Genomic DNA, 16023 nt, shown 5'->3' on the forward strand with positions numbered 1-16023 from the left:
CAGCGCTGTGTGACGTCGTCAGCGGGTGAACCAGTTTCAGTTGTCCGCCGTGGTGGTGCAGGTGCAGAGCCTGCGGTACACGCCGGCAGGCATACCAGCTCTCAATATCGTCCTCGAACACGATTCCGAGATTGTTGAAATGGATGCCCCGCGGTTGGTGAAGCTGCAACTGAAGGCTGTGGCCTTCGGTGTGCAAGCTGAAGTTTTGTCCCGGCAAGGGCTTGACTCGGCTTGTAAATTTCACGGCTTCCTGACGAACGCCCGCAACGGCAAAGGCGTTGTGTTCCACATCCAAGATTTCAGCAAGACATAGGAAGGCCCATCATGGCTGCACCAAAACGTTTCAACAAAGACAAGCGCCCTAAGCGCAACACCCAATCGCTGCTGTTCAAGCGCAAGCGCTTCTGCCGCTTCACGGTGGCCAACGTCGAAGAAGTTGACTACAAGGACGTCGACGTCCTACGCGACTTCATCGCCGAAAACGGCAAGATCATTCCCGCGCGCCTGACCGGCACGCGCGCCTTCTACCAGCGTCAGGTCAACACCGCCATCAAGCGTGCTCGCTTCCTGGCTATGTTGCCTTACAGCGACCAGCACCGCGTCTGAAAGAGAGCCTGACATGCAAATCATTCTGCTCGACAAAGTTACCAATCTCGGCGCCCTTGGCGATGTGGTCAAGGTCAAAGACGGTTACGCACGTAACTTCCTGATCCCCACCGGCCGCGCACGCCGCGCTACCTCCAACGCCATCGCCGAATTCGAAGCACGCCGCGCCGAACTCGAAAAAGTGGCTGCCGCCAAGCACGCTGAAGCTGCCGCCCTGGGCGAAAAGCTGTCGGCCGTGACGGTCAAGCTCTCGCAAAAAGCGGGTGTGGACGGTCGCCTGTTCGGCTCCGTCACCAACCACGACGTGTCCGAAGAGCTGAACAAGCTGGGCTTCGCCGTGAACAAGGCGCAAGTGCGCATGCCCAATGGCCCGCTGAAGCTGGTGGGCGACTACACGGTGAGCGTGCACCTGCACACCGACGTGACGGTCGACGTCAACGTCTCAGTGCTGGGCGAGACAGCCTGATCACCCGGTGCTGGCGCGAAAGCGCCGCATCCAAAAGCCGCCGCACCTTCGGGTCGGCGGCTTTTTTCATGGCGCTGAACTTCGCTGCAGTTTGTCCAGTGGGTTGCAAGCTTTTGACACCTGCCTCGCAGAAGTTATCCCGTGAAGTCCACTGTCTGCCCACCGAATGTCCACCGGTTGTCCACAGGCTTGTCCAATGACTTCTGATCGCTCGGGGCGTACCATTGCCAGTCACTCAAAGAGAGCCCATGTCTGCTGTTTTTTCTGATTCTTTTTCTTCTTTTGATGCCGGTCTGGATGCGGCGGATTTGGGTCTTGATCGCCAGGTGGCCCAGCTGCGCGTGCCACCGCATTCGATTGAGTCCGAGTCCAGCGTGCTGGGCGGCCTGTTGCTCGACAACGGCGCCTGGGATCGGGTCGCCGATCTGATCACCGAATCGGATTTCTACCGTTATGAACACCGCCTGACGTACACGGCCATCGCGACGTTGGTGAACGGCAGCAAGCCTGCCGACGTGGTTACGGTCTATGAGCACCTGCAAAACCTGGGGAAGGCCGACGAGGCCGGTGGTTTGGCCTACCTGAATTCGCTCGCCCAGTACGTGCCGAGTGCCGCCAACATCCGCCGTTACGCCGAGATCGTGCGTGAGCGCGCCATTCTGCGCAAATTGATCACGGCCAGCGACGAAATCGCCACCTCCGCCTTCAACACGCAGGGCCGCCCGGTGGACAAAATTCTGGACGAAGCCGAGCAAAAAATCTTCCACATCGGGGAAGAGGGCTCGCGCATGAAAGAGGGCTTTCAGGGCATGGACACGCTCGTGGTCGAATTGCTTGACCGCGTGCAGGAAATGGCCGACAACCCCAACGACGTCACGGGTGTGCCGACGGGTTTTGTTGACCTGGATCGCATGACCTCTGGCCTTCAGGCGGGTGATCTGATCGTGTTGGCTGCGCGACCCTCTATGGGGAAAACGGCATTTGCCATCAACATTGCCGAGCATGTGGCGTTGAACGAAGGTCTGCCCGTGGCAGTGTTCTCCATGGAGATGGGCGCGTCTCAGTTGGCCGTGCGTATCGTGGGCTCCATTGGGCGCATCAACCAGAGCCATCTGCGCAGCGGAAAGCTGACCGACGACGAGTGGCCGCGGCTGACCGAGGCGATCGAAAAACTGCGCAATGTGTCATTGCACATCGACGAAACACCCGGTTTGAACTCCAGCGTGCTCAGGGCCAACGCACGTCGTTTGTCCCGCCAATGTGGCAAGCTGGGGCTGATCGTGGTGGACTATTTGCAGCTCATGAGCGGCAACAGTTCCGATGGTGACAACCGCGCATCCGAACTCGGTGAAATTTCTCGGGGTTTGAAGATGTTGGCCAAGGAGCTTCAATGTCCGGTCATTGCACTGTCGCAGCTGAACCGCAGCGTGGAGACACGCACCGACAAGCGCCCCATGATGAGCGACTTGCGTGAATCTGGCGCCATTGAACAGGATGCGGACATCATCATGTTCATCTACCGCGACGAGTACTACACCAAGGACGCGTGCAAGGAGCCAGGCGTGGCTGAGATCATCATCGGCAAGCAGCGAAACGGGCCTACGGGTACGGTGAAACTGGCCTTCCTGAACATGCTCACACGCTTTGAAAGCCTGGCTGGGGGCGGCGATTACTGACGCTTTCCCCATGGAATGGACATGAAAAAACCGGCTTTGGCCGGTTTTTTCATGGTGGGTAAGGCGCTTTTCGTCAGAGAACCTCGCTGGCAAAGTCTGCCAGGCGGGACCGCTCACCCCGCGCCAGTGTGATGTGCCCACCGTGTGGCCAGCCTTTGAAACGGTCTACGGCGAACGTGAGACCCGATGAACCTTCGGTGAGATAGGGTGTGTCGATCTGGGCCAGGTTGCCCATGCAGATGATCTTTGTGCCGGGCCCGGCGCGTGTGATCAAGGTTTTCATCTGCTTAGGCGTCAGGTTTTGCGCCTCGTCGATGATGACGTACTTGTTCATGAACGTGCGCCCGCGCATGAAGTTCATACTTTTTATCTTCACCCGACTGCGAACCAACTCGTTGGTGGCTGCGCGACCCCATTCGCCGGCGTTGCCACCTTCGCCTTTGGCCAAAAATTCCAGGTTGTCGTCCAGCGCACCCATCCAGGGGCCCATTTTTTCTTCTTCGGTGCCGGGCAGGAAGCCGATGTCTTCACCCACGCTCACCGTCGCGCGGGTCATGATGATTTCGGTGTAGCGGCGGTCGTCCAGCACCTGCGTGAGGCCGCTGGCCAGCGCCATGAGCGTCTTGCCGGTGCCTGCCGTCCCAGCCAAGGTCACGAAGTCGATCTCAGGGTCCATCAGCAGGTTGATGGCAAAGTTTTGCTCACGGTTGCGGCTCGTCACGCCCCAGACCGCATTTTTCAGGTGTGTGTAGTCCTTAAGTGTCTTGAGCACCGCCGTCTTTTCCCGGATCTCGGTGACTCGGGCGTAGAGTGATGGCTCACCCGGGGCCTCAAAGTACACGAACTGGTTGATATGGAATTGCGCCACGGTCGGTCCGCTGACGCGGTAAAACGTGTGGCTGCCGCTAGCCCAGCTTTCGATGGTTTTGCTCTGGCGTGTCCAGAAGTCTTGCGGCAAAGCCAGCGCACCGGCATACAACAACTCGCCGTCATCCAACGTCTTGTCGTTTTCGTAATCTTCGGCGGCCAGACCCAGTGCGCGGGCCTTCACCCGCATGTTGATGTCTTTGGACACCAGAATCACCTCGCGCTGCGGGTGCTTGCCACGAAGGGCGTGCACAACACCGAGAATCTGATTGTCCGCCTTGCCCTGAGGCAGGCTGGAGGGCAACTGGGCATCCAGCGGTTCGGTCTGGAAGAAAAGCAAGCCTTTGGCCGACTGGTGTCCGGTGGCTGAGAGCTTGAGCCCCTTGGTCATGTCACCGCCCTGCTGGGCCACCAGTGCGTCCAGCGTACGGCTGGTCTGGCGCCCGTTGCGGGCCACTTCGGTCATGCCTTTCTTGTGCCCGTCGAGCTCTTCCAGCACGATCATGGGCAGGAAAATGTCGTGTTCCTCAAAGCGGAATAGGCTAGTCGGGTCGTGCAGCAGCACATTGGTGTCCAGCACAAACAGGCGGGCAGCGCCCTGGGTACCCAACTTGTTGCGGGCACTGCGGCGGTTGCTGGCAACGGGTGCCGGACGTTTGGCGGTATCGGCGCCCTGCGGCTGGCTGCTGGGTAGGTGGTGCTCGCCGCTTGCTGCGGCTGGACGCAAAACCGCAGGCATGGGCTCGGTGCGAGGTGCCTTCGGTGCAGTTTCCGCCTGCACCACCAAGGGGGCTGGCGCCTCTGCCGGGTTCGTTTTGCGGCTGCGCGATCTGGAGCGGGGGCCGTTCTGTGCTGGTGCCATGTCTGTGGTTGGCAACACCGCGCGGGCCGGCGCTTCGCTGACCGCCATTGGCATGGCGGCTTCACGCACGGGAGCCAGGTCCATGGGCTCATCGGCCGGTTTGCGGTTGTATGCGTCGGGTAAGAGCAAAGAGGCGCGTTTGGATGGGGCTGGTGGCAGTGGCATGGCGGGCGTGTGTATTCAGCGCGAAATCAGAAAACAAAAAGCCGCCGGGGTGACCGGGCGGCTTTGTGGGCTGCTGAGGGTTGTGGGGAACTGGGAGCGGGTGGGCTTCCTCGTGTCATGAATTCATTATGCATGACAGCTGTGACGGTTTCGATCCCGTGCGGATCGGGCAGCCGCAGCAATTTGGGTTCAATCAACCCGCTTTTTTCAGCGTTTTCACGGCCTTGAGAACCTCTTCGACATGGCCGGGTACTTTGAGGCCACGCCACTCCTGTGCGAGCACGCCGTCAGGTCCTATCAGGAAGGTGCTGCGCTCAATGCCCTTGACCTTCTTGCCGTACATGATCTTGTTTTTGACCACGCCGAACATGTGGCACATTTTTTCTTCGGTGTCGGCGATCAACTCAAACGGGAGTTCGAGCTTGGTTTTGAAGTCGTCGTGTGACTTCATGTTGTCGCGCGAAACACCGAAAACCTGAGCACCTGCCTTGACAAAGTCTTTGTATTTGTCTCGGAACTGCATGGCTTCCGTGGTGCAACCCGGGGTATTGTCTTTGGGATAAAAGTACAAAACCACCGTTTGCCCAAGGTGCGTCTGGTTGCTGACCTTGATGCCACCGGTGGCCTGAGATTCAAATTCGGGAATGGGTTTATTGACAACGACTGCCATACTGCGTGGACCCCTGACGTAAGTTGGTGGTGATTCGTTGGCTTGTGCTCGGCTACACAGGCTCCCGTTGGCAGCTGTGGCGCACAGGAGGCAGGCCAGGAAACAATCGGGTATTTTAACCCCGAACCGATTTTTGGGACAGCCCCTGGCCGCTCGCTAACCGAATGCACCCCTTGACAGGCGTCAAACGCTTCCGCGTGAGCGGGTTGTCTGGCCCAAAGACCGCCTATTAGCCTGGCTTCCAGGTCTTGCTGGCTTCAGGCCTCCATCAGCAAGGCCGCCACGACACGCCGGCCTTCGCTCGCCAGGATGTTGTAGGTGCGGCAAGCGGCTGCGGTGTCCATGGTTTCGACGCCAATGCGCTGCCCTATCAGGCTGCGCAGCAGCGCTGGCGGCAAAAAACGCAGTTTGGAGCCGCTGCCGAAAATCACCAGCTCAGGTGTTTCCGGCATGACGTCGGTCAGGGTCGAGAAATGCGCTTCCGTGAGGTCTTCAAAACGGTTGCAAGCCCAGGGCACCAACTGGCCTGATGACGTGAGGACCAGACTTTGGGTGTGGCGCTGCCCGTTGACCGCAATCCAGCCTTCACCGTAGGCGGTGATGGACTGGCTGTCCAGTTTGTCGGCGTGCAGTTTCATGACGTGATGGCCCGGGCGGCAGGGGTGTGGCTTGGCAAAGGTAGTGTGCCGCTAGAGGCGCACGAATGCGGTGCAGAACTGTGGTCAAATTGCAGGTTTTACCTGCGACTGACCCGTAATATAACGCTCGGCCAACCTGCCCAGGGTGGGTGCGCCGCTTGACCCCTGACTCCCCTTGGGAGGAACTTTGAAAACCATCCAGAAATCTGCCAAGCTCGCCAACGTCTGCTATGACATACGAGGCCCCATCATGGACGCCGCGCGTCAGATGGAGGAGGAGGGCCACAAGATCATCAAGCTGAACATCGGTAATCTGGCGGTGTTTGGTTTTGATGCGCCTGAGGAGATCCAGCAGGACATGATCCGCAACCTGCCGAACTCGGCGGGTTACTCGGACAGCAAGGGGATTTTTGCGGCGCGCAAGGCGGTGATGCATGAGACCCAGAAGCAGGGCGTCAAAGGGGTGACGCTGGACGACATTTACCTGGGCAACGGTGCCAGCGAACTGATTGTGATGGCCACCAACGCCCTGCTGGACGACGGTGACGAATTGCTGTTGCCCTCGCCCGACTACCCGCTCTGGACGGCCGCCGTGAGCCTGTCCGGAGGCACGCCGGTGCATTACCAGTGCGATGAAGCCAACGGCTGGATGCCCGACCTGGATGACATTCGCCGCAAGATCACTCCGGCCACCAAAGGCATCGTGGTGATCAACCCCAACAACCCGACCGGCGCGCTGTATTCCGACGCGCTGCTCAAGTCCATCGTGGAATTGGCCCGCCAACATGGACTGGTGATTTTCGCCGACGAGGTGTACGACAAAGTGCTGTACGACGGTGTCAGACACACCGCGATGGCGAGCCTGTCGGAAGATGTGTTGACGCTGACCTTCAACTCGTTGTCCAAGAGTTACCGTTCATGTGGCTACCGTGCTGGCTGGCTGGTGGTGTCTGGCGACAAAAAGTCCGCCAGGGACTACATTGAGGGGCTCAACATGCTCTCGAACATGCGTCTGTGCGCCAACGTGCCAGGGCAGTGGGCCATTCAGACGGCGCTGGGCGGTTACCAGAGCATCAACGACTTGGTGTGTGAGGGTGGGCGCCTGAGGCGCCAGCGAGATCTGGCTTATGAACTGATCACCGCCATTCCGGGGGTGAGCTGCGTCAAACCCTCGGCAGCTTTGTACATGTTCCCGCGCCTCGATCCGGCGATGTATCCAGTGGAAAACGACCAGCAGCTGTTTCTGGAACTGCTGCAGGAGACGCGTGTGATGCTGGTGCAAGGCTCGGGGTTCAATTACCCGGACAACCAGCATTTCCGCATTGTGTTTTTGCCGCACGAGGACGACCTGCGCGAAGCCATTGGTCGCGTGGCCAAGTTTTTTGAAGGCTGGCGCAAACGTCACGGTACCTGATTTTTCTGAATTACATCCAAGCAATGACCGATATGAAACCGATTCAAGTAGGCCTTCTGGGCATAGGTACCGTGGGCAGCGGCACGTTCAATGTGCTCAAGCGCAACCAGGAGGAGATCAAACGCCGCGCTGGCCGCGGCATCGAAATCACCATGGTGGCCGATCTGGATGTGGCCCGCGCGCAGTCCCTGGTAGGGCCGGACGTGCAGGTGGTGAACGACGCGCGCGCAGTGATCGCTAACCCTGAGATCGACATCGTGATTGAGCTGATCGGCGGCTACGGCATCGCCAAGTCGCTGGTGCTCGAAGCCATTGCGGCGGGCAAGCACGTGGTTACTGCCAACAAGGCGCTGCTGGCCGTGCATGGCACCGAAATCTTCGCAGCCGCATCGGCCAAGGGCGTGATGGTGGCGTTTGAAGCGGCCGTGGCCGGTGGTATTCCTATCATCAAGGCGCTGCGCGAAGGGCTTACGGCCAACAGCATCCAGTGGATTGCCGGCATCATCAATGGCACCACCAACTTCATCTTGTCCGAAATGCGCGACAAGGGCCTGGACTTCGATGTGGTGCTGAAAGAGGCGCAGCGGCTGGGTTACGCCGAGGCGGACCCGACGTTTGACATTGAGGGCGTGGACGCTGCTCACAAGGTGACGCTCATGAGCGCCATTGCCTTCGGCATCCCGGTGCAGTTTGACAAAGCTTATGTCGAGGGCATCACCAAGCTGGGCGCTGCCGACATCAAATACGCAGAACAGCTGGGCTACCGCATCAAGCTACTGGGTATCACCAAGCGCACGGCCAAGGGCATTGAGTTGCGTGTGCACCCCAGCTTGGTACCCACCAAGCGTCTGATTGCGAATGTGGAAGGCGCCATGAACGCCGTGGTGGTGCAGGGCGATGCCGTGGGCACCACGCTGTATTACGGCAAGGGCGCTGGCAGCGAACCCACGGCCAGCGCCGTCATCGCCGATCTGGTGGACATCACCCGGCTGCACACCGCCGACCCGCACCACCGCGTGCCGCACCTGGCCTTCCAGCCAGACGCCATGAGCGACCTTTCTGTCCTGCCCATGAGTGAGGTGGTGACGAGCTACTACCTGCGCCTGCGCGTGGCGGACGAAGCCGGTGTGTTGGCCAAGGTGACCGGGCTGCTGGCAGACGCGGGCATCAGCATCGACGCGGTGCTTCAGCGCGAGGCCGATGAAATTGGTGGCGAAGGCTCGACTCAGACCGACGTCATCATCCTCACGCACGACACGCGTGAAGGCACGCTGGATGGGGTGTTGGCGCAAATGCAGGCGCTGCCCTCGGTGTTGGCGCCGATCACGCGCATCCGCAAAGAGGAGCTCAATTAACCCCCCGCGTCCCGTGCGGCGCCACCCCCCAGGGGGGCGAGGCCTGTGGTCCGGCGAAGCCGGTTCCACGGCGTTCTGGGAGCGCTCCCTCTCCGTTGGTGCGTTTCCGTTGATGTATCTGGAACACTGCCATGCTGTACCTCTCCACCCGTGGTCACCCTGATCGCAAACGTTTCTGTGAAATTCTGCTGGAGGGTTTGGCGCCCGACGGTGGCTTGTATTTGCCCGAGCGCTACCCGCGGGTGGACGCTTCGACGCTGGCGCGCTGGCGCAGCGCGTTCAATGGCGGCGCAGCGGGTGGCTACGCAGCGCTGGCGTTTGAGGTGCTGTCGCTCTATATCGACGACATACCCGCCGCTGACCTCAAGGCGCTGTGCGACAAGACCTACACCGAAGCGGTTTACGGCACAGCCACGATCGTTCCGTTGAAGCCGCTGGGCGATGGCTTTTTCCTGGAGGCCCTGTCCAATGGTCCCACGCTGGCCTTCAAAGACATGGCCATGCAGCTGTTGGGCAACCTGTTCGAATACGAATTGGCCCGCCGCGGCGAAGAGCTCAATATCTTGGGTGCCACCAGCGGTGACACCGGCAGCGCGGCTGAATACGCCATGCGCGGTAAAAAGGGCGTGCGCGTTTTCATGCTCAGCCCGCACGGCCGCATGAGCCCGTTTCAGCAGGCGCAGATGTTCAGTCTTATGGACGAAAACATCCACAACATTGCCATTGAAGGCGTGTTCGACGATTGCCAGGACATCGTCAAAAACGTGTCGAACGATCTGGTCTTTAAGCGCGGCTACAAGATTGGGACGGTGAATTCCATCAATTGGGCCCGTCTGTTGGCTCAGGTCGTTTATTACTTTGCTGGCTATTTCCAGGCTACCACGAGCGATATGCAGAAGGTGAGCTTCACCGTGCCCAGCGGTAATTTTGGCAACGTCTGTGCTGGCCACGTGGCGCGCCAGATGGGTCTGCCGATTCAGGCGCTGGTGGTGGCCACGAACGAAAACGACGTGCTCGACGAGTTCTTTCGCTCTGGCGTGTACCGCGTGCGCGCCAGCACGGACACGCACGAGACTTCCAGCCCCTCCATGGACATTTCCAAGGCCAGCAACTTCGAGCGTTTCGTGTTCGATTTGCTGGGTCGCGATGGCGCCCGCGTCAAAGCGCTGTTTGGTGAGGCTTTGAACACGGTGGGGCGGTTTGACCTGGGTTCAGATCCGGTATTTGCCGACGCTGCCAGCCGCTACGGTTTTGTGAGCGGCAAGAGCACGCACACCGACCGGCTGGCCACGATCAAAGACACGTATGAACGCTACAGTGTGATGATCGATACCCACACCGCTGACGGTGTGAAGGTGGCGCGCGAGCACCTGCAACCGGGCGTGCCCATGATCGTGCTGGAGACGGCGTTGCCCATCAAGTTTGCCGAGACCATCGTTGAGGCCCTGGGCTGCCAGCCCGATCGACCTGTCCGTTTCAACGGTATTGAAGACCTGCCCAAGCGTGTTCGAGTCATGCCCGCCGACACCGCTGCCGTGCAGGCTTACATCGTCGAGCATTGCGCCGTCGCATGAAGGTCGTCGGTTTTGCGGGTTACTCGGGTTCGGGCAAGACCACGCTGGTTGAGCAGCTGATTCCGGCGCTCAAATGGCGTGGCTTGCGCGTCTCGGTGGTCAAGCACGCCCACCACCAGTTCGACATCGACCACCCCGGCAAAGACACCTGGCGCCATCGCGAGGCCGGTGCTTTTGAGGTGGTGGCAGCGTCGCCCAACCGGCTGGTGCTGATGCGTGAGTTCGAGCGCCCCGCCGAGCTCAAGGTGCACCAGCTGATTGCCGAGCTGTACGACGGTGTGGACTGGGTACTGGTTGAAGGTTTCAAAGACAGCGATTTGCACAAGATCGAGATTTGGCGCGAGGCCAGTGGCAAGCCCGCTCGCTACCCAGACGATCCCTTCATCGCAGCCATTGCCACCGACAGCGCGGCCGCCTTGCCTGTGCCAACCGGGCGCCCCGTACTGGATTTGAACCAGCCCGATGACGTCGCAGCCTGGTTGGTCGACAATGGCGAACGATTCGATTACAGCCCAGAGACCTACGCGCCATGACCGTTCATCAGCCTGCAGCCCGAGCCCCTTTGATGTCGCTGGACGATGCGCTGGCCAGCTTGCTAGGGCGCGTGGTGCCGCTCAGCGCGTTTGAATCCGTCGCCACTTTTGATGCCGACCGCCGGGTGTTGGCGCAAGACCTTGTTTCTGCGCTGCAAGTCCCGCCCAACGACAACTCGTCCATGGACGGCTATGCCGTGCGCAGCGTCGACGTGACCGCTCCCGGGGTGGTGTTGTCCGTGTCACAGCGCATTGCCGCAGGCCATGCCGCCGAACCCCTGCGCCCAGGCACCTGCGCCCGCATCTTCACCGGTGCGCCCATGCCCGAAGGTGCGGACGCGGTGGTGATGCAGGAAGACACACAAGAGGTCGGTGGCAACATCCATGGCGTGCACATCAACGCTGTGCCCCAGCCGGGGCAGTGGGTGCGCCGGGCCGGGGAAGATGTGACGCGTGGCACCGTGGTGTTGTCCCGCGGTCAGCGGCTCACGCCGGCTGGCCTGGGTTTGGCAGCCAGCCTAGGCTTGGCTCATGTGCCGGTGGTTGCGCGGCCCCGCGTGGCGCTGTTTTCAACTGGCGACGAATTGGTGATGCCGGGCGAGGTGCCGCCACAGGACATGAAGCCCGGCGCCATCTACAACTCCAACCGCTTTTTTTTGCGCGCGTTGTTGCAGCGCCTGGGTTGTGAGGTTAGCGATCTCGGTATCGTGCCCGACCGCCGCGAAGCGACGCTGGCAGCGCTTAAAACGGCGGCAGACCACCACGACCTGATTTTGACCAGCGGTGGCGTTTCGGTGGGTGAAGAAGACCACATCAAGCCGGCAGTGCAGCAACTCGGTAGCCTGGACCTGTGGCAGATCGGCATGAAACCCGGCAAGCCGTTCGCTTACGGTAGCGTGCACCGCGACGCCGGCGCGGGCGCCAGCGCTTCTCAGCCTTGTCATTTCATCGGCTTGCCTGGCAACCCCGTTTCGAGCTTCGTGACCTTTGTTTTGCTGGTGCGGCCGTTTCTACTCCGGTTGCAAGGCGCAAGCACGGACATCCCAAAGCCGGTGATGTTGCCAGCCCATTTCACCGTGACACGCGCCGACAAACGCCGTGAGTTTCTGCGCGTGCGCCGCAACGCAGAGGGCGGTCTGGACCTCTTTCCCAACCAGAGTTCTGGCGTGTTGACGTCGGCCGTGTGGGGCGACGGGCTGGTGGACAACCCGGCTGGCGTCACCATCGCCCATGGCGATTCGGTGCCTTATCTTTCGTTTGCAGAGCTGCTCGCATGATCGTCCAACTTCGTTATTTCGCATCCATCCGAGAGGCCATTGGCACCAGCACCGAGTCGACCAGGACCACGGCAGCCACCCTGGCTGCGCTGCGTGAAGAGTTGATTGCGCGCGGCGGTGGTTACGCCGAAGCTCTGGCGCGTGGTCGTGCGGTACGGGTGGCTTTGAACCAGACCATGAGCGACGAGTCCGCTGCGCTCAGCGACGGCGCCGAAGTGGGTTTTTTTCCACCGGTCACCGGGGGGTAAACATGACACCGCGCGTCAGTATCCAGACCGAAGACTTCGACCTGAGCGCCGAGGTGCACCGCTTGCGCGAGCAAGACAAGCGCGTCGGTGCCGTGTGCAGCTTCATGGGTACCGTGCGTGACCGCAACGACGGGCAAAGCATCCGCACGATGGAGTTGGAGCACTACCCGGGTATGACCGAAAAAAGCATCGAGGCCATGATCGACCAAGCTTTCAAGCGATTCGACATTTATGCCGCTCGTGTCATCCACCGCGTGGGCCTGCTGCAACCGCTGGACCAGATCGTGCTGGTGACGGTCAGTTCGGCGCACCGGGGTCAAAGCTTTCAGGCTTGTGAATTCTTGATGGACTATCTCAAGACGCAGGCGCCGTTTTGGAAGAAGGAACAGACGCCCGAGGGCGCTCGCTGGGTGGACGCGCGCGTGAGCGATGACGCGGCGCTGGCTAAGTGGGGCATTGAAGCCCGAAACGCCTGAGCGCCCGCTGAGCTGCCTTTGTTTTTGTTGGCCTGATGGAGCGGCCAGTGACCCAGTTCTTGAAGCCCTCATCCATTGCAGTTACTGCGCGCGCTAATGTGCTGTGGTTGTGTTTCAGCAGCCCTGTTTCAGATGGCGCGCGCGATCGTACTTGACTGATCTGCGTCAACGGCTGCGTGGGCGGTTGGCGTCAGGCTCCATGTTTGTCTTGAAAAGTGGTCGGGAAGCGCCACATACCCCTCAATTCAAACATTCGGAGTGCTGATCCATGCGACTCGACAAACTTACCACCAAGTTCCAAGAAGCCCTGAGCGAAGCACAGTCGTTGGCGCTCGGCGCAGACCACGCCTACATTGAACCGGCCCACCTGCTGCTGGCCTTGCTGCGTCAGGCCGATGGCCCACAGTCTTTGTTGCAGCGCGCGGGGGTGAATGTGCCTGGTTTGACGAAGGCGGCCGAGGCAGCCATGAAGCGCCTGCCTGAGGTGCAGGGGCAAGAGCAGGTACAGGTTGGGCAAGAGCTGACCAAGCTGTTGCAAGTCACTGAAAAAGAAGCCATCAAACGCGGCGATCAGTTTATCGCCAGTGAGCTTTTTTTGCTTGCTGTGGCCGACAGCAAAGGCGAGTTGGGTCGGGTCGCCAATGAAAGTGGTCTGAATCGAAAGAGCCTCGAATCGGCTATTACAGCGGTGCGCGGTGGGCAGTCTATGGACAGTCCTGAGGCTGAAGGCCAGCGCGAGGCCCTCAAAAAATACACGATGGACCTCACCGAGCGTGCCCGCATGGGCAAGCTGGACCCCGTGATTGGCCGCGATGACGAGATCCGCCGCGCCATCCAGGTGCTGCAGCGCCGGACCAAGAACAACCCGGTGCTGATCGGCGAGCCTGGTGTGGGCAAGACGGCCATTGTGGAAGGTTTGGCCCAGCGCATTGTGGCGGGAGAGGTGCCCGATTCGCTCAAGGGCAAGCGCGTGCTCAGCCTGGACATGGCTGCGCTGCTGGCTGGGGCCAAGTTCCGCGGCGAGTTTGAGGAGCGCCTGAAAACCGTGCTCAACGAACTGGCCAAAGACGAAGGGCAGACCATCGTGTTCATTGACGAGTTGCACACCATGGTGGGCGCTGGAAAAGGCGAAGGAGCTATGGACGCAGGCAACATGCTCAAGCCAGCGCTGGCCCGCGGTGAGTTGCACTGCGTGGGTGCCACCACACTCGACGAGTACCGCAAATACATTGAAAAAGACGCGGCACTTGAGCGGCGCTTCCAAAAAATCATTGTCGGCGAGCCCAGTGTGGAGGCCACGATTGCCATCCTTCGCGGTTTGCAAGAGAAGTACGAGGTGCACCACGGCGTTCAGATCACCGACCCGGCCATTGTGGCCGCGGCTGAGCTCAGCCACCGCTACATCACCGATCGCTTTTTGCCCGACAAGGCCATCGACCTCATTGACGAAGCAGCCAGCAAGATCAAAATCGAACTGGATTCCAAACCCGAGGTGATGGACAAACTCGACCGGCGCTTGATTCAGTTGCAAATTGAGCGCGAGGCTGTGCGCCGTGAAAAAGATGAAGCCTCGCAGAAGCGTTTCGGACTGATCGCGGAAGAAATTGCTCGGCTTGAAAAAGAAATTTCCGACTACGACGAAATCTGGAAGTCCGAAAAAGCACAGGCGCTGGGGTCCAAAGATGTGATGGAGGAGATGGACCGTATTCGCTCCCAGATCAAGAAATTCACCGACAAGGGCGACTTCAACAAAGTCGCCGAACTGCAGTACGGCAAACTGCCCGAACTGGAAAAGCGCCTTAAGGATGCGCAAGCTGTCGAATCAGGGAAAGCCGCTAACAAGGACGGCACAGGTCGCCCGCAGCTGCTGCGCACCCAGGTGGGAGCCGAAGAAATCGCTGAAGTGGTTGCCCGCGCGACCGGCATCCCGGTCGCCAAGCTGATGCAGGGCGAGCGCGACAAGCTGCTGGTCATGGAGGACAAGCTGCACCAACGTGTGGTGGGACAAGACGAAGCTATCGGTGCCGTCGCTAACGCGATCCGCCGCTCGCGCTCAGGTCTATCCGACCCGAACCGACCCACCGGCTCGTTCCTGTTTTTGGGACCAACGGGTGTTGGCAAGACAGAGCTGTGCAAGGCGCTCGCCGGCTTCCTTTTCGATAGCGAAGACCACCTGATTCGCATCGACATGAGCGAGTTCATGGAGAAGCATTCGGTGGCACGCCTCATCGGTGCGCCGCCCGGTTATGTGGGCTATGAGGAAGGCGGCTACCTGACAGAAGCCGTGCGCCGTAAGCCCTACAGCGTGCTGCTGCTGGACGAAGTGGAGAAAGCCCATCCTGACGTATTCAACGTACTGCTCCAGGTACTGGACGACGGACGTCTGACCGACGGGCAAGGACGCACCGTGGACTTCAAAAACACGGTTATTGTGATGACCAGCAACATTGGTTCGCACCTGATCCAGGCCATGGTGGGTCAGCCTTACGAAGATGTGAAAGAGGCGGTATGGGGCGAGCTCAAGGACCATTTCCGTCCCGAGTTTTTGAACCGCATTGACGAGACCGTGGTGTTCCATGCGCTTGATGCTCAGCACATCTCCTCCATCGCTGGCATTCAGCTCAAGGCCCTCCAGGCACGCTTACAAAAAATGGATCTGCGGCTCGATGTTGCGCCAGCTGCACTGGATGAACTCGCCAAGGTTGGCTTTGATCCTGTGTTTGGCGCTCGGCCGCTCAAAAGGGCGATTCAGCAGCGCATCGAAAACCCCCTGTCCAAGCTGCTGCTGGAGGGAAAGTACCCACCCAAGTCGATCATTCCGGTCTGTGTAGACACGGTGCGCAACCCAGGCGTGTTCGAATTCGGAGAGCCGCTGACGATGTCCTGATGCGTGTGCGCCCTCAAAGGCGGCGCACCGCGACCAAGGCCGCGATAGCCGTTGCGCGCGCGCTGCAACCAGCGTTTTCACAAAAACTTTGCATTCATGTTGACCGAGGGCGAAAAACCGGTATATACTGCAAGGCTTCGCTGATCACTGCAACGCCGAAAGGCAAGCAGCCAAGATCGGAGGAGTGGTTCAAGTCTTCTAGGTAAAAACCCTGAAATACTTTTTCCAGACACTAAAAACTGTGTCATAATACGAGGCTCAGCTGATCGCAGCTAAGCAAGCAGGCGGAAGTGGCAAGTGCTACTGAGT

At 59.9% G+C, this 16023-nt stretch carries 15 protein-coding genes; 12 read left to right on the forward strand and 3 right to left on the reverse strand.

Annotation, left to right across the window (positions count from 1 at the left end):
• Positions 1-25: 25 nt before the first annotated feature.
• The 4 genes from priB to dnaB all read left to right on the forward strand — a co-directional run bounded on the left by priB (position 26) and on the right by dnaB (position 2748).
• Positions 26-313: a primosomal replication protein N gene (gene priB / locus ACTG4K_RS12985; protein WP_439114627.1), complete on the forward strand. Its 288-nt coding sequence runs from the start codon at positions 26-28 to the stop codon at positions 311-313.
• 11 nt (positions 314-324) lie between these two features.
• Positions 325-606: a 30S ribosomal protein S18 gene (gene rpsR, locus ACTG4K_RS12990; RefSeq protein ID WP_068166407.1), complete on the forward strand. Its 282-nt coding sequence runs from the start codon at positions 325-327 to the stop codon at positions 604-606.
• Positions 607-619: 13 nt separating this feature from the next.
• A complete protein-coding gene (gene rplI / locus ACTG4K_RS12995; protein ID WP_439114628.1) occupies positions 620-1072 on the forward strand; it encodes a 50S ribosomal protein L9 in 453 nt (150 codons plus the stop codon).
• Positions 1073-1320: 248 nt separating this feature from the next.
• The gene (gene dnaB / locus ACTG4K_RS13000; protein ID WP_439114629.1) at positions 1321-2748 is read left to right on the forward strand and encodes a replicative DNA helicase; all 1428 of its coding nucleotides are present in this window, start codon (positions 1321-1323) and stop codon (positions 2746-2748) included.
• Between the two features lie 73 nt (positions 2749-2821).
• On the opposite strand, the gene ACTG4K_RS13005 is transcribed toward dnaB, so the two are convergent.
• From ACTG4K_RS13005 to ACTG4K_RS13015, 3 genes are all read right to left on the reverse strand, one after another.
• The gene (locus ACTG4K_RS13005) at positions 2822-4642 is read right to left on the reverse strand and encodes a PhoH family protein (protein ID WP_439114630.1); all 1821 of its coding nucleotides are present in this window, start codon (positions 4640-4642) and stop codon (positions 2822-2824) included.
• 193 nt (positions 4643-4835) lie between these two features.
• Positions 4836-5312, reverse strand: a complete 477-nt coding sequence (locus ACTG4K_RS13010; RefSeq protein ID WP_439114631.1) for a peroxiredoxin — start codon at positions 5310-5312, stop codon at positions 4836-4838.
• Positions 5313-5569: 257 nt separating this feature from the next.
• Positions 5570-5950 carry an Mth938-like domain-containing protein gene (locus ACTG4K_RS13015; protein WP_439114632.1) on the reverse strand — a complete coding sequence of 127 codons (381 nt, stop codon included), beginning with the start codon at positions 5948-5950 and terminating at the stop codon, positions 5570-5572.
• Between the two features lie 187 nt (positions 5951-6137).
• Here ACTG4K_RS13015 and ACTG4K_RS13020 point away from each other — a divergent pair, with 187 nt between their 5' ends.
• The 8 genes from ACTG4K_RS13020 to clpB all read left to right on the forward strand — a co-directional run bounded on the left by ACTG4K_RS13020 (position 6138) and on the right by clpB (position 15714).
• A complete protein-coding gene (locus tag ACTG4K_RS13020; RefSeq protein ID WP_439114633.1) occupies positions 6138-7364 on the forward strand; it encodes a pyridoxal phosphate-dependent aminotransferase in 1227 nt (408 codons plus the stop codon).
• A 32-nt stretch (positions 7365-7396) separates the two neighbouring features.
• On the forward strand, positions 7397-8719 hold the full coding sequence (locus ACTG4K_RS13025; protein WP_439114648.1) for a homoserine dehydrogenase: 1323 nt from the start codon (positions 7397-7399) through the stop codon (positions 8717-8719).
• Between the two features lie 131 nt (positions 8720-8850).
• Positions 8851-10293, forward strand: coding sequence for a threonine synthase (gene thrC, locus ACTG4K_RS13030; protein ID WP_439114634.1), 1443 nt, complete (start codon positions 8851-8853; stop codon positions 10291-10293).
• On the forward strand, positions 10290-10826 hold the full coding sequence (mobB, locus tag ACTG4K_RS13035) for a molybdopterin-guanine dinucleotide biosynthesis protein B (protein WP_439114635.1): 537 nt from the start codon (positions 10290-10292) through the stop codon (positions 10824-10826). Before thrC ends, mobB begins: the two co-directional genes overlap by 4 nt.
• Positions 10823-12103, forward strand: coding sequence for a molybdopterin molybdotransferase MoeA (locus ACTG4K_RS13040; RefSeq protein ID WP_439114636.1), 1281 nt, complete (start codon positions 10823-10825; stop codon positions 12101-12103). The genes mobB and ACTG4K_RS13040 overlap by 4 nt, the downstream gene beginning before the upstream one ends.
• Complete coding sequence (gene moaD, locus ACTG4K_RS13045) at positions 12100-12351, forward strand: molybdopterin converting factor subunit 1 (RefSeq protein ID WP_439114637.1); 252 nt, start codon at positions 12100-12102, stop codon at positions 12349-12351. The genes ACTG4K_RS13040 and moaD overlap by 4 nt, the downstream gene beginning before the upstream one ends.
• A 2-nt stretch (positions 12352-12353) precedes the next feature.
• Positions 12354-12827 carry a molybdenum cofactor biosynthesis protein MoaE gene (locus ACTG4K_RS13050; protein ID WP_439114638.1) on the forward strand — a complete coding sequence of 158 codons (474 nt, stop codon included), beginning with the start codon at positions 12354-12356 and terminating at the stop codon, positions 12825-12827.
• 268 nt (positions 12828-13095) lie between these two features.
• On the forward strand, positions 13096-15714 hold the full coding sequence (gene clpB / locus ACTG4K_RS13055; RefSeq protein WP_439114639.1) for an ATP-dependent chaperone ClpB: 2619 nt from the start codon (positions 13096-13098) through the stop codon (positions 15712-15714).
• Positions 15715-16023: the final 309 nt, after the last annotated feature.

Source organism: Hydrogenophaga sp., from assembly GCF_965657535.1.
Taxonomy (GTDB): domain Bacteria; phylum Pseudomonadota; class Gammaproteobacteria; order Burkholderiales; family Burkholderiaceae_C; genus Hydrogenophaga.

Bases quoted from the DNA above. Each gene is read 5' to 3' on its own strand.
- rpsR (WP_068166407.1), top strand. From the start codon at position 325: ATGGCTGCACCAAAACGTTTCAACAAAGACAAGCGCCCTAAGCGCAAC.
- rplI (WP_439114628.1), top strand. From the start codon at position 620: ATGCAAATCATTCTGCTCGACAAAGTTACCAATCTCGGCGCCCTTGGC.
- dnaB (WP_439114629.1), top strand. From the start codon at position 1,321: ATGTCTGCTGTTTTTTCTGATTCTTTTTCTTCTTTTGATGCCGGTCTG.
- ACTG4K_RS13005 (WP_439114630.1), bottom strand. From the start codon at position 4,642: ATGCCACTGCCACCAGCCCCATCCAAACGCGCCTCTTTGCTCTTACCC.
- ACTG4K_RS13010 (WP_439114631.1), bottom strand. From the start codon at position 5,312: ATGGCAGTCGTTGTCAATAAACCCATTCCCGAATTTGAATCTCAGGCC.
- ACTG4K_RS13015 (WP_439114632.1), bottom strand. From the start codon at position 5,950: ATGAAACTGCACGCCGACAAACTGGACAGCCAGTCCATCACCGCCTAC.
- ACTG4K_RS13025 (WP_439114648.1), top strand. From the start codon at position 7,397: ATGAAACCGATTCAAGTAGGCCTTCTGGGCATAGGTACCGTGGGCAGC.
- thrC (WP_439114634.1), top strand. From the start codon at position 8,851: ATGCTGTACCTCTCCACCCGTGGTCACCCTGATCGCAAACGTTTCTGT.
- mobB (WP_439114635.1), top strand. From the start codon at position 10,290: ATGAAGGTCGTCGGTTTTGCGGGTTACTCGGGTTCGGGCAAGACCACG.
- ACTG4K_RS13040 (WP_439114636.1), top strand. From the start codon at position 10,823: ATGACCGTTCATCAGCCTGCAGCCCGAGCCCCTTTGATGTCGCTGGAC.
- moaD (WP_439114637.1), top strand. From the start codon at position 12,100: ATGATCGTCCAACTTCGTTATTTCGCATCCATCCGAGAGGCCATTGGC.
- ACTG4K_RS13050 (WP_439114638.1), top strand. From the start codon at position 12,354: ATGACACCGCGCGTCAGTATCCAGACCGAAGACTTCGACCTGAGCGCC.
- clpB (WP_439114639.1), top strand. From the start codon at position 13,096: ATGCGACTCGACAAACTTACCACCAAGTTCCAAGAAGCCCTGAGCGAA.